The 12,736-nt window shown below is 58.9% G+C and carries 14 protein-coding genes; 6 read left to right on the top strand and 8 right to left on the bottom strand.

Annotation, left to right across the window (positions count from 1 at the left end):
- Window positions 1-177: 177 nt before the first annotated feature.
- Window positions 178-1,104, top strand: a complete 927-nt coding sequence (gene tal / locus CKW17_RS19360) for a transaldolase (protein WP_038362268.1) — start codon at window positions 178-180, stop codon at window positions 1,102-1,104.
- Window positions 1,105-1,320: 216 nt separating this feature from the next.
- Here the strand turns inward: tal and rssC are convergent, their stop codons facing one another.
- Both rssC and rssB read right to left on the bottom strand, forming a co-directional pair.
- Window positions 1,321-1,803 carry an anti-sigma factor antagonist RssC gene (gene rssC, locus CKW17_RS19355; RefSeq protein ID WP_003226553.1) on the bottom strand — a complete coding sequence of 161 codons (483 nt, stop codon included), beginning with the start codon at window positions 1,801-1,803 and terminating at the stop codon, window positions 1,321-1,323.
- Complete coding sequence (rssB, locus tag CKW17_RS19350) at window positions 1,803-2,984, bottom strand: two-component system response regulator RssB (protein WP_095050481.1); 1,182 nt, start codon at window positions 2,982-2,984, stop codon at window positions 1,803-1,805. The genes rssC and rssB overlap by 1 nt, the downstream gene beginning before the upstream one ends.
- 275 nt (window positions 2,985-3,259) lie before the next feature.
- Between rssB and CKW17_RS19345 the strand changes: the two genes are divergently transcribed.
- Complete coding sequence (locus tag CKW17_RS19345) at window positions 3,260-3,559, top strand: PilZ domain-containing protein (protein ID WP_095121067.1); 300 nt, start codon at window positions 3,260-3,262, stop codon at window positions 3,557-3,559.
- A gap of 52 nt (window positions 3,560-3,611) precedes the next feature.
- Here CKW17_RS19345 and CKW17_RS19340 read toward each other — a convergent pair whose 3' ends face one another.
- Entirely contained in the window at window positions 3,612-4,301 is a 690-nt protein-coding gene (locus tag CKW17_RS19340; protein WP_095121066.1) for a VacJ family lipoprotein, read from the bottom strand.
- Between the two features lie 198 nt (window positions 4,302-4,499).
- Between CKW17_RS19340 and CKW17_RS19335 the strand changes: the two genes are divergently transcribed.
- Entirely contained in the window at window positions 4,500-5,120 is a 621-nt protein-coding gene (locus CKW17_RS19335; RefSeq protein ID WP_095121065.1) for a phosphatase, read from the top strand.
- A gap of 108 nt (window positions 5,121-5,228) precedes the next feature.
- Window positions 5,229-5,492 (top strand): DUF4404 family protein, encoded by a 264-nt coding sequence (locus tag CKW17_RS19330; protein ID WP_095121064.1) that lies wholly within the window; start codon window positions 5,229-5,231, stop codon window positions 5,490-5,492.
- Window positions 5,493-5,664: 172 nt separating this feature from the next.
- Here the strand turns inward: CKW17_RS19330 and queF are convergent, their stop codons facing one another.
- The gene (gene queF, locus CKW17_RS19325) at window positions 5,665-6,495 is read right to left on the bottom strand and encodes an NADPH-dependent 7-cyano-7-deazaguanine reductase QueF (RefSeq protein ID WP_095121063.1); all 831 of its coding nucleotides are present in this window, start codon (window positions 6,493-6,495) and stop codon (window positions 5,665-5,667) included.
- A gap of 61 nt (window positions 6,496-6,556) precedes the next feature.
- Window positions 6,557-7,090 carry a plastocyanin/azurin family copper-binding protein gene (locus CKW17_RS19320; protein WP_095121062.1) on the bottom strand — a complete coding sequence of 178 codons (534 nt, stop codon included), beginning with the start codon at window positions 7,088-7,090 and terminating at the stop codon, window positions 6,557-6,559.
- A 164-nt stretch (window positions 7,091-7,254) separates the two neighbouring features.
- Here CKW17_RS19320 and CKW17_RS19315 point away from each other — a divergent pair, with 164 nt between their 5' ends.
- Together CKW17_RS19315 and CKW17_RS19310 are read left to right on the top strand one after the other, a co-directional pair.
- Entirely contained in the window at window positions 7,255-7,935 is a 681-nt protein-coding gene (locus CKW17_RS19315) for a heavy metal response regulator transcription factor (protein ID WP_038362249.1), read from the top strand.
- On the top strand, window positions 7,935-9,284 hold the full coding sequence (locus CKW17_RS19310) for a heavy metal sensor histidine kinase (protein WP_095121061.1): 1,350 nt from the start codon (window positions 7,935-7,937) through the stop codon (window positions 9,282-9,284). The genes CKW17_RS19315 and CKW17_RS19310 overlap by 1 nt, the downstream gene beginning before the upstream one ends.
- Window positions 9,285-9,392: 108 nt before the next feature.
- Here CKW17_RS19310 and CKW17_RS19305 read toward each other — a convergent pair whose 3' ends face one another.
- From CKW17_RS19305 to CKW17_RS19295, 3 genes are all read right to left on the bottom strand, one after another.
- Window positions 9,393-10,637 carry a lipoprotein-releasing ABC transporter permease subunit gene (locus CKW17_RS19305; protein WP_095121060.1) on the bottom strand — a complete coding sequence of 415 codons (1,245 nt, stop codon included), beginning with the start codon at window positions 10,635-10,637 and terminating at the stop codon, window positions 9,393-9,395.
- A gap of 63 nt (window positions 10,638-10,700) precedes the next feature.
- A complete protein-coding gene (gene lolD / locus CKW17_RS19300; protein WP_095121059.1) occupies window positions 10,701-11,399 on the bottom strand; it encodes a lipoprotein-releasing ABC transporter ATP-binding protein LolD in 699 nt (232 codons plus the stop codon).
- Entirely contained in the window at window positions 11,392-12,642 is a 1,251-nt protein-coding gene (locus CKW17_RS19295; protein WP_095121058.1) for a lipoprotein-releasing ABC transporter permease subunit, read from the bottom strand. Before CKW17_RS19295 ends, lolD begins: the two co-directional genes overlap by 8 nt.
- Window positions 12,643-12,736: the final 94 nt, after the last annotated feature.

The following is a 12,736-nucleotide window of genomic DNA, read 5'->3' as shown; positions in this document are numbered from 1 at the left end:
GGTCGGCTGCTTTGAACCTGTTGGCCGTTTTGGCATCGTATTCATCGATACCGCGCCCCGCCTTTCAAACAATCGTTTTCAGGTTGTTGCTGCAGGGGCCATCGATACACGCACCTACCCTTGAGTGGCCGTCAGCGCTCGGGTAATGTCATCAGACCCATAGGACAGAGCACGCCCATGACTTCCAAGCTGGAACAACTCAAACAATTCACCACCGTAGTTGCCGACACCGGCGACTTCGAAGCGATCTCCCGGGTCAAACCGGTCGACGCCACCACCAACCCTTCCCTGCTGCTCAAAGCGGCAGCCATTCCGGCCTACGCCGAGCTGCTGAACGCCTGCGTCAGCGACTGCAAAGGCGATGTCGGCCTGGCCAGCGACCGTTTCGGCGTCGCAGTGGGTCAGGAAATTCTCAAAGTGATTCCGGGCCGCATCTCCACCGAAGTGGATGCACGCCTGTCGTTCGACAAGGACGCCGTGCTGAAACGCGCGCATCGCTTGATCGAGCTGTACGACAAGGCCGGCATTGGCCGTGATCGCGTACTGATCAAGATCGCCTCGACCTGGGAAGGCATCCGCGCCGCCGAAGTGCTGGAGAAGGAAGGCATCCAGACCAACCTGACCCTGCTGTTCTCCTTCGCTCAGGCCGCCGCTTGCGCTGACGCTGGCGTGTTCCTGATTTCGCCATTCGTGGGCCGCATCTACGACTGGTACAAGAAGGCCAACGGCAACGACTACACCGGTGCTGATGATCCGGGCGTACAGTCGGTGACCCGCATCTACAACTACTACAAGGCCAACGACTACAAAACCGTGGTCATGGGCGCGAGCTTCCGCAACCTCAACCAGATCGAGCAACTGGCCGGCTGCGACCGCCTGACCATCAGCCCGGACCTGATCGACAAGCTGGCGGCCGACACCGGCAAGCTGGAGCGCAAACTGGCCCCGGGCAACGCCGGTGAAGCCCGTCTGAGCCTCAACGAAGCGCAATTCCGCTGGTTGTCCAACGAAGATGCGATGGCCACTGAGAAGCTGGCTGAGGGCATTCGTCAGTTTGCTCGCGACCAGGAGAAGCTCGAGGCGCTGCTGCAGGCCAAGCTGTGATTTGAGTTAGGGAAATGCAAAAAGGGCGAACCTTCACAGGTTCGCCCTTTTTTGTGTTTGCTGGAAATGTTCAGTGTACTTGCGGGCGCTATCGCGAGCAGGCTCACTCCTACAAGGGATCTGTGGTCTGATCGCGATTATGTGTCGAATGAATAACCCTGTAGGAGTGAGCCTGCTCGCGATGAGGCCAGCAGGGCCTACCTTCAATTCAGTGGATCAATGCCGCTCGAGGGCATTCACCAGATCATGGAACGCTTCACGATTGGAGTCGTTGAGGCCCATGAGGATCTTGTGCGCTTCGAGCACCTTGATCCGTACCACTTCTTCCGACTGGTCCTGATCTGGCAGGTCGTCCAGGCACTCCGGGCATGGCACCGGGTGGTTGACGATGTTGAACACCTGCTCGAAACCCATCGATTGCAAAAGACGGGTGATGTCTTCGTGGGTGGTGACGACAGTCGGCAGCAGGCCGACCTTCTGCCGCGACAGGATCGACAGTTTGGCCAACAGGCCCAACGTCGTGCTGTCGATGCTGCGGGTTTCGGTCAAATCGATCACGATCGCGTTGAAATTCAGCGCGGTGAAGATTTTCTCAATAGTCGCATCCAACGCCGAACACAGGGTCAGGCGAACTTCACCGACGAATTTCAGGACGAAGGTGCCGTCCTGCTCGGCGAACTGGATTCTACCGGTACTCATTAAAGATTCCTGCTCAACACCAACAGGGCGATATCATCCGGCATCTCCCCTAGCGTGGCCAATCCAAACACTTGCCGCAGACCATCCAGGCTGCCGCCCGCCGACTTCACCCGTTGAGGCAAAGCGGCTTCTTTTTCTTTGAGCGTAGGTTCTGGCAAAAGATCCAGAATGCCATCGGACATCAGCGTCAGGCTGAACGTCGGCGGCAGCTCAAGCACGTGGTCTTCGTAGGTGGCTTCATTGAAGAGGCCAACTGGCAGACCACGCCCTTCGAGATAACGAACACTGTCAGGCGTGTACAACACAGGCAACGGCAGATGGCCGCCGATGCTATAGGTCAACAAACCGGTCTCCTCGTCGATGACTCCACCGACCATTGTGACGTGTTTACCCAGCTTACAACTGATCAGCCCCCGGTTGATATGACCAAGGACTTCCGAAGGCTTGAATTCCGGCAAGGTGCCGTTGCGCTTGGATTCGAACAACAGGCGCGTGGTCATGAACTTCAGCAGCACGGTGACGAAGGCTGAAGAGGCGCCATGACCGGATACATCCGCCAGATAGAAAGCCACCCGGCGCTCGTCGACACGGAAATAGTCGACAAAATCCCCCGACAGGTACAACGACGGGATGATCTGATGCGCAAACTTGAACTCGTCGATGCTCCACGGGCTTTCCGGCAGCATGTTCATCTGCACCTGGCGACCGGCGTTCTGGTCTTCCTGGAGCAGATTCAGGCTGGCCTCAAGCTCGCGGTTGGCCTTTTCCAGCTTCTCGCGGTAGCGCTGGTTTTCCACCAGCAGGCGCGCACGATCCAGAGCCCGGCGCACAGAGTGCTCGAGCACAGCCAGATCTTCGAGAGGCTTGATCAGGTAGTCCGCCGCGCCCAAGCGCAGGGCCTCGACCGCGTCGTTCATAACGCCGGCACCCGACACCACGATCACCGGCGTCTGCGGCGACCGCTCGGTGACCTGACGGATCAGTTCGAGACCGCCCATCTGCGGCATGCGCAGATCGCAGATGACCAGGTCGGGCGTGTCTTGCTCGAATACCTGAAGACCCTGTTGGCCGTTGCTGGCCTGCAGGACGCTGAAACCACTGTCTTCCAAATAGGCCGCGAGGCTCGCGCGCACTACTTCGTCATCATCGATTATCAGCAGCGTGGCACTGGTTTTTGGCATGTGGGCAAACGGCGCCAGAATTAGGTTGGCGTAGTTGGCGGGGCATTCGGCCCTGCGCAGACTACTGGATTCGCTTTCTAGCCTCTCTACTGCACCGCTTTCGAGCATTGGCTGCAAACGCGGTTACACCAGAGGTGCCCTTCTAAGGCGCAGACGGTACTCCCATCCGCAGAGCGTTTCAAGCATGCGCCGATGGTCGCTTGACGACTTTACTTGTCAAATCACCGAGAGTTATAAGAACAGCTCAAACCGTAACCCAATGGAAGGACGAACCTATGAGTCAAACCAGTCGGGACTACAGCGAAAAGCGCGATTTCATCCGCATGCGAGTCGATGCCGATGTCGTGTTGATTCATGAAGGCGATGAGGTTTCAGGCGTTTGCATCGACCTCTCCAGCAGTGGCATGCAGGTCGAAGCACCGCGCCAGTTCGCGGTCGGTGATCGTTTGAGCGTGCGCATCGACTCCGATCACGCCGCACTCAGCGGCCTTGAAGCCGAGACCGAAGTGGTGTGGATCAGGCCACAGGATGGCGGCGGCCAGAAGCTCGGCCTGACCATCCTGAAGATGAAATAGCTACACACAAAAAAGGCGACCCTGAGGTCGCCTTTGTTTTTACCGGTCGAGATTAAAAATCGTCTTCGACCTGGCCATCCTTCACTTTGAACTCGCGGTTCTGCAAGTAAGCGTTGCGGATGAAGGTGTACTTGTCGCCGCTGATCAACTTCTCGCTCGACAGCAGGCTGGCGCGGGTGTCGACGATGTTCAGACCGAAGATCGAGTTACGCGTAGGCACGTGGTCGATGTAGCGGTACATACCGGTGTAGCTGTCGACGTACTTGGACGGCGCATCGCGCAACGTGCTCGGCCCCATCAGCGGCAGCATCACGTACGGACCGCTACCTACGCCCCAGTAACCGAGGGTCTGACCGAAGTCTTCGTCGCTACGGTTCAGGCCCATCTGGGTACCGACATCGAAGAAGCCGAGCAGACCGAAAGTGGTATTGAAGATCAGGCGAGCGGTGTCGACGCCCGCAGCAGCCGGTTTGGCTTGCAGGATGTTGTTGGCAAGGTTGGTGACGTCACCGACGTTGCGGAACATGTTGTGGATGCCGTCTTCGAGGAACTGCGGCGTGACAAACTCATAGCCCTGGGCCAATGGCTTCAGCGCGTAAGTGTCAACGAAGTCATTGAACTGGAAAATCGGGCGATTGACGCTTTCCCAAGGGTCTTCTTCCGTTGCCGCCTGAGTGGCGAACGGCGCCAGCAACAGGCCGGCACATACACTTAGCTGAGCGAGCGGATAGCTCCAGCGCATAGAAAAACTCCTTGGATATGTACTGTCGCGGGCATCGGGGCCCGGGCATTAAGGCCGCTAGTATAAGCGCAAAAGCCGGTTTGGGCAGTCGGCCAATTGTGCAAAGTTGTAGGACGCTTCCCACGCCGCGTTTCACATAGCCGTCACGCAACTGTCACCTGGAATGACTAGCCTTGTCGCTATTTCAGGGACGCTGCCATGACACACGCCGAAACCTTGCCCGTCGCCGCGTCCAGCCTGACCGCCGTACTGTTTGGACTCAGCGGTTGTCTGGTGGATTTCGGTGCTCGCGCTCGTCTGAATACCGTTGCCCGGCCCGAATATGCCGAGGCTACGCCGGGGGCGCTCGACAGTCTGCATAGTTTGCAGCGCCAGCAGATTCCCTGCGCCTGGCTGGATGAACTCCCCCCTGCCCTCGCCCAATCGTTATCAAACTCGCTACCTGCCTGGATCAAACCCGCGCAATATTCGGCAACAATCAATCCATGGCCTGCGCCGAACGCTTGCTGGCAGGCCCTGATGGATCTGAACGTCAGCAGTCTGGACGGTTGCGTATTGGTCAGCGGTGAGCCGCGCCTGTTGCAGGCCGGCCTTAACGCTGGGTTGTGGACCATCGGCCTCGCCTCCTGCGGCTCGCTGTGCGGCCTGGCGCCGGGCGAATGGCAAGCGCTGAGCCAGAGAGAACGCGAACAACTGCGTGGCAAGGCGACGATGCAGCTATTCGGGCTCGGCGTGCATTCGGTGATCGATCACTTGGGCGAACTCGACACCTGCCTGGCAGACATCAGCCTGCGCCGCCTCAAAGGCGAAAAGCCCTGATCGGGATCATGCAGGTTTGCCGGGAGTGGATTAATCTAAAGGTCAGCCATAGACCTTTGGCGCGCGGCTGCGGTCAATGCCAGTGCCTATTGATAAAAGGAAAACACCATGCCCGCCCAAGAACTGCAAAAACAGCTCGATACCCTGCGCGAGCAGCTGGAGCAGAATCCGCCGCTGTCGGAAGCCGAGCGTGAGGATTTGCATGCGCTGATGGCGCAGATTGAACTGGAACTTGAACTCGAAACCAAGACCAACGATTCGAACATTGCCGACGGCGTGAACCTCGCCGTTGAACGCTTTGAAGTTGACCATCCAACCATAGCTGGCACCTTGCGCAATATCGTCAACGCGCTGGGCAGCATGGGGATCTGATTCCCCCCGAAACGCAAAAAGCCCTGCCATCACTGGCAGGGCTTTTTCATTTCAACTTTGGCAATGCATTCCCCTGTAGGAGTGAGCCTGCTCGCGATAGCTGACTGACATTCAACGTTGATGTCGACTGCTACACCGCTATCGCGAGCAGGCTCACTCCTACATTGGGTATCTATTGACGCACCAATCGATGGTTCGGCAGCTGTACACTTTCAGTGCTGCGATACGGGTTGATATCCAGTCCGCCGCGACGTACGTAACGGGCAAATACCGTGAGCTTCTCAGGTTTCAGAAGACGCTGCAGATCAAGGAAAATCCGCTCCACACACTGTTCATGGAAGTCCGAGTGCTGACGGAAGCTGACGATATATTCGAGCAGACTGGCATGATCCAGCGCCGAGCCACGGTACTCCACCACCACTGTGCCCCAGTCCGGCTGACTGGTCACCGGGCAATTTGATTTGAGCAGATGGCTATAGACCGTCTCTTCGACAACCCGCGATTCATCGCAACGCAGCAGTTCCGGGCGCGGGTGCTCATAGTTGCTGACGCTGATATCCAGATCGTCGATGCACACGCCCGGCAGCGCCACGACGCCCTCCGCTTCAACATCCTTCAGGCTGCGAACCCGGACACCCACCGGTTTGCCGGCAGCGGCCGACAAATCCTTGACCAGCGTTGCTTCCAAAGAAGTGACGTCGGCAAACGGCGTCTGGTTCAGCGAGTTCAAATACAGCTTGAACGACTTCGATTCGATGATATTCGGCGAATCCGCCGGAATGCTGAATTCGCCGATCGCCACCACTGGCTTGCCGGATGGCAACAGCCACGACAGCTCGAAGCAGTTCCAGAAATCCACACCTTTATACGGCAGGGTGTCGGCGGTCAGGCCCAGCTCGGCCCATTTCGCGGTGCGCGGAATCGGGAACAGCAGGGATGGCGTGTACGTGGCGATGTATTCGCTGGATTTGCCCAGCGGCGAATGTTCGGCTGCGGGATGCATGGCGGAAACCTGACTGAAGAATCAGCGGATTCTACCAGCCTTTGCCCGCGCCTTTGAGTGCTTACTGACTGACAGTCAGTTTGCCGACCATGCCCGCCTGATAATGCCCGGGAATATTGCAGGCAAATTCCAGGCTGGTGGCCTTGCTGAAGGTCCAGGTCAACTCGGCAGTTTTGCCCGGTTCGACCAACACGCTGTTCGGATCATCATGCTTCATACCATGGCCCATCGTTGGGTGATCCATGCCGGCCATGTCGTGGGACATTTCCTTCATGCCGGTAGGCGTAAGCATGCCGCTTTGCTGCATCTGCAACATTTCCTGCTGGTGTCTGGCATGCATCGCCGCGTCGCCGAGGTTGAATTCGTGCAGCAATTGGCCTTTATTCACCAGCACAAAGCGAACGGTCTCACCGGCCTTGACCTGAATCGCCTTCGGGTCGAACGACATGTCGTTCAACACCACTTCAATGCTGCGCGTGGCTTTGGCGGCAGGCGCTGGCTGGCCAAACTCGTAGGTGTGAGCTGGCGCGGCCCACACTGGCGAGCTCAGCGCCAACAGACAGGCAGCCAACGTCAAGGATTGGCGTAAAAACATGGTCGTTCTCCAACAAGATAAGGTTCAGCCTATGGGAAACTTTAGCCGGCCGGCGCTGGCATCTACCTGACAGGCAGATTACAACTTTGTCAGGTTGGCGCCTGTCGTCTGCTCTCAAGGTATAAAGCTTTCGTTTCTACACCCCGAACAAAACCGAGTCGCCCATGAAACTGTTGATCGTCGAAGACCAAGCGAAAACCGGCCAATACCTGCGCCAGGGCCTGACCGAGGCCGGGTTCAACACGGAGCTGGTGGCTGACGGCAACAGCGGCCAGCAACTGGCACTGAGCGGTGACTACGCGTTGCTGATCCTCGACGTGATGCTCCCGGGTCGCAGCGGCTGGCAGATTCTGCAAGCGGTGCGCAGCGCCGGGCTGGATACGCCGGTACTTTTTCTCACGGCCAAAGACGCCGTGGAAGACAGGGTTCATGGCCTCGAACTCGGTGCCGACGACTATCTGGTCAAGCCCTTCGCTTTCTCCGAACTGCTGGCGCGGGTGCGCAGCCTGTTGCGTCGCGGCAGCGCTACACAACAGGAAACCAGTCTGCAACTGGCCGACCTGCGTCTGGATCTGATCCGCCGCCGGGTCGAGCGCAGCGGCCAGCGCATCGATCTGACGGCCAAGGAATTCGCGCTGCTGGAAATGCTTCTGCGTCGCCAAGGCGAAGTGCTGCCGAAATCGCTGATTGCCTCGCAGGTCTGGGACATGAATTTCGACAGCGACACCAATGTTATCGAAGTCGCGATCCGCCGTTTGCGCCTGAAAATCGACGACGAATTCCCCAACAAGCTGATCCACACGGTGCGCGGCATGGGTTACGTGCTCGAAGAGCGTGGCGCCTGATGCGCCGGTTGTCGCTGAGTTCGCGCTTGGCCCTGTTGTTTGCTGCGTGCACCGCCGTGGTTTCACTGTTCGCCGGCGTGTTGTTCGACCGCGCCAGCGAGGCGCACTTTATCGAACTCGACCAGCAACAACTGGACGGCAAGCTGATCGGCCTGCGCCGCGCCTTGCAGGATCTTCAACCCGGCCAACGTGAAGCACGACTGGCGGATGAACTGAGCCGTCAGGCCGATCTGTCGCTGCGCATCACTGGCAGTGACGGCCAACGCTGGTACGACAGTTCGACGCAGATCCCCAAGGACTTGCCGGCACAACCCGGCCTGTCGACCGTGAGTCACGACGGTACGGACTATCGCGTACTCAACGCCCCGCTCTACCCGGAAAAACCCGATTCGCCGCAATTGACCTTGCTGCTGGACATCACCCATCACCAGCACTTTCTGCAACGCATGCAGCATCTGATCTGGCTGACTGTCGGCCTGTCAGCGCTGGCCACCGCTTTGCTCGGTGCCTGGGCCGCACGCAGCGGCTTGCGGCCATTGCGACGCATGAGTGCAGTCGCCCGTGGGATTTCCGCTCAATCGTTGAATGCCCGACTACCGGAAGCGCAAATGCCGCCCGAGCTTGCGGAAATGTCCCACAGCTTCAACGCCATGCTCGCACGCCTCGACGACTCGTTTCAGCGGCTCTCGGCGTTTTCCGCCGACATCGCCCATGAGCTGCGTACACCGCTGTCGAACCTGCTCACTCACACTCAGGTCACCCTCACCCGCCCACGGCCAATCGAGGATTACCGCGAAGCGCTGCACAGCAATCTCGAAGAACTGCAATGGATGGCGCAGTTGGTCAACGACATGTTGTACCTGGCCAAGTCTGATCACGGTTTGCTGATGCCCAAGCGCGAACCCTTGGAATTGGCGGATGAGACCGATCTGCTGCTGGAGTTTTTTGCGCCGCTGGCGGAGGACGCCGGGGTCAAGCTGAGTCGAGGAGGCAACGCGCGGATCGAGGGTGATCGCAGTATGTTGCGCCGGGCCTTGTCGAATCTGCTGGATAACGCGCTGCGGTTTACCCCGGCTGAGGGCTATGTGAGCTTGCGGATCGTTGATCAAGCGAGCGTTGTGCGCATTTCAGTCGAGAACAGCGGTGAGGGAATTTCTGCGGAGTTGTTGCCGCGATTGTTCGACCGGTTTTATCGGGCCGATCCGGCGCGGCAGGAAGGCAGCAGTGAGCATGCGGGGTTGGGGTTGGCGATTACTCAATCCATCGTCCGCGCCCATGGTGGGCAAATTCGTTGCGAATCTGAAGCGGGATGGACGCGGTTTGTGATTGAGCTACCCAAGAGAGATTGAGGCCAGCAGTTGCGGCCCCTTCGCGAGCAGGCTCGCTCCCACATTGGATCTGCGTCGTTCACAAATCCCCTGTGGGAGCGAGCCTGCTCGCGAAAGCGGCCTGTCTGCTTAAGAATATCTCAGCGCATGAGCCGGCTCGATCTTCGCCGCCCGCCAGGCCGGATACACCGTTGCCAAAAAGCTCAGAATAAAGCCCGCCGAACAGATCAACAGCACATCCCCACCCTGCAATTCCGACGGCAGATTGCTGACGAAATACACATCCGAACTGAAGATATGCTGCCCGCTGACTCGCTCGATCCAGCCCACGATCTGACTGACATTCAGCGCGGCGATCACGCCGAGCACACCGCCAATCAATGTGCCGACAATGCCGATCACCGTGCCCTGCACCATGAAGATCGCCATGATCTGCCGTGGCGTGGCGCCGATGGTGCGCAAAATCGCGATGTCCGCGCCCTTGTCGTTCACCACCATGATCAGGGTGGCGATGATGTTGAACGCCGCCACCGCGACGATCATCAGCAACAGCAGGCCGATCATGGTTTTTTCCATTTTCATCGCGCTGAACAGGCTGCCCTGGGTGTGGGTCCAGTCGTCAGCCTTGAACTCGGCGCCCAACCCGGCGGCAATGTCCGAGGAGACTTTCGGCGCGGCGTACAGGTCTTTCACCGCCAGACGCACGCTCTGCACCTGATTCGGTTCCCAGTGCTGCATGGTCGCGGCATCGGCCACGTGGATCAGGCCCATCGAGCCGTCCAGTTCGGCGCCAACCTTGAACACGCCGACCACGTTCAGTCGCTGCATACGCGGGGTGATGCCACCCGGCGCGGTGCTGACTTCCGGGACGATCAGGGTGATTTTGTCGCCGACATTGAGGCGGAAACGTCGTGCGGTGATTTCACCAATCACCACGCCGAACTCGCCCGGTTTCAAGGCATCCAGACGCCCCTGCACAATGTGCTGGGCAACGATCGACACCTTGCCTTCCTGCGCCGGATCGACGCCACTGATCTGGATCGGCTGCATCAGGCCCTTATAGGAGAGCATGCCTTCCATCTCGGTGAACGGCACGGCGGCAGTCACTTCAGGATTCTTCATCGCGGCGGCAGCCACTGGCTGCCAGTCATCAATCGGCTTGACGCCAACGATGGTCGCGTGCGGCACCATGCCGAGGATGCGCGAGCTCATTTCGCGCTGGAAGCCGTTCATCACCGACAACACCACGATCATCGCGAGCACGCCGAGGGCGAGGCCGATCATCGAGGTCATCGAAATGAACGAAACAAAGCGATTGCGGCGCTTGGCGCGGGTATAGCGCGTGCCGATAAAGATCGATAACGGTCTGAACATTCGCTGGGGCACCGTATAAAAATAAAAGACCCGACGCCTTTGCAGGCGCCGGGTTTCAGCCAATCAGATGGGCGTCAGGCAACCTTCTTGCAGGTGCAGTACGCGATCCATCTGGCGGGCCAGGTTCATGTCGTGAGTCACCACCAGAAACGCGGTACGCATCGAGGTGCTGAGTTCCAGCATCAAATCCTGAATGCCTTGCGCGGTGTGGGAGTCGAGGTTGCCGGTTGGCTCATCGAGCATCACCAGGCCTGGCTTGTTCACCAGAGCGCGAGCGATGGCGACACGCTGACGCTCACCACCGGACAGTTCCGAGGGTTTGTGCTCAAGGCGATGGCCGAGGCCGACGCGTTCCAGCAAAGCCGTGGCGCGCTGACGGGCTTCCGGGATCGGCGTCTTGCCGATCAGCAGCGGCATGCAGACGTTTTCCAGCGCAGTGAATTCCGGCAGCAAGTGGTGAAACTGATACACGAAACCGAGCGCACGGTTACGCAGCAGGCCACGCTTCTTCTCGCTCAGTGCCGACAATTCTTCGCCGTCGAGCCAGACGCTGCCCTTGGTCGGCGTATCCAGTCCGCCGAGCAGGTTGAGCAACGTACTTTTGCCCGAACCCGAAGTGCCGACGATCGCCACACGCTCGCCCGGGTGCAACTCCAGTTGCAGGCCGGCGAGTACTTCTACCGATTCCGGGCCTTCCTCGTAGGATTTGCCCAGGTTGCGGCAGCTCAAGATTGCTTGTTCACTCATGCCCGACTCACTCATAACGTAGCGCCTCCGCCGGCTGGGTGCGCGCGGCACGCCAGGCGGGATACAGGGTGGCGAGGAAACTCAGAACCAACGCAGCAGCGCAGACCATGACGACATCCTGGCTCTGTACCTGCGACGGAAGATAATCAATGAAATACACGTCAGCATTAAGGAATTTGTGGCCGATCAGGCCTTCCAGTGCCGAGATCGCTGCGCTGACGTTAAGCGCAGCGAGAATCCCGAGCACCGCGCCAATCGCCGTGCCGACCACACCGATCACCGTGCCTTGCACCATGAACGTGCGCATGATCGTGCCCGGCGTCGCGCCCAACGTACGCAGAATGGCGATGTCGCCCTTCTTGTCGTTGACCACCATCACCAGCGTGGAAATGATGTTGAACGCAGCGACGGCGACGATCAGCAGCAACAGCAGGCCGATCATGGCTTTTTCCATACGGATCGCCTGATACAGATTGCCGTGAGTACGCGTCCAGTCGCGGGCGTAGTAATGGTCTTCGCCGAGTTGCTGGGCGATGTTCCACGCCACGCGCGGTGCCTGGAACAGATCGTCGAACTTCAGGCGAATGCCCTGCACCTGATCAGGCTTCCAGCGGTGCATCTTCGCCAGATCCTGCAGGTTGGTGACGCCCAGATAGCCATCGAGCTCGCCGGCGCCGACATGGAAAATGCCGACTACGGTGAAGCGTTTCATGCGCGGAAACATCCCGGCCGGGGTCACGCTGACCTCCGGCGCGACGAAGGTGACTTTGTCACCGATGCCCACGCCGAGCTTGGTCGCGGCCTTGTCGCCGATGACGATGCCGAAGCTGCCCGGCGTCAAATCGTCGAGTTTGCCCTGCTTCATGAAGTTGTCGATGATCGACACGTTACGCTCAAGCGCAGGGTCGATGGCGTTGAGCAACACCTTGGACACCTGACCGTTATTGGTCAGCAGGCCCTGCATCTGGGTGAACGGCGCAACCGCCGTCACCTGCGGGTTCTGCTTGACCTGGGTCGCGAGGCTTTGCCAATCGTTGAGCGGCTCAGTGGATTCAATGGTCGCGTGGGGCACCATGCCCAGCACGCGGGTGCGCATCTCATGATCGAAGCCATTCATCACCGACAGCACGACGATCATCACGACCACGCCAAGGGCGAGCCCGATCATCGAAGTCAGGGAAATGAATGACACAAAATGATTGCGACGCTTTGCACGGGTATAACGCGTGCCGATAAATACGAAGAGAGGTCTGAACATGTCGGGGCTTGTTCGGAGGGAAAAGGAACGTCCTTGTGGCGGGGGTCGATAACCAGCTTTACACTCAGACCACCGCCGCTACCATGGGTTCGCC

Origin of the sequence: Pseudomonas sp. Irchel s3f10, assembly GCF_900187515.1 — a bacterium.
GTDB lineage: Bacteria > Pseudomonadota > Gammaproteobacteria > Pseudomonadales > Pseudomonadaceae > Aquipseudomonas > Aquipseudomonas tensinigenes.
The sequence above is the reverse complement of the archived record's forward strand: the minus strand, read 5'-3'. Positions and strand labels throughout refer to the sequence as shown.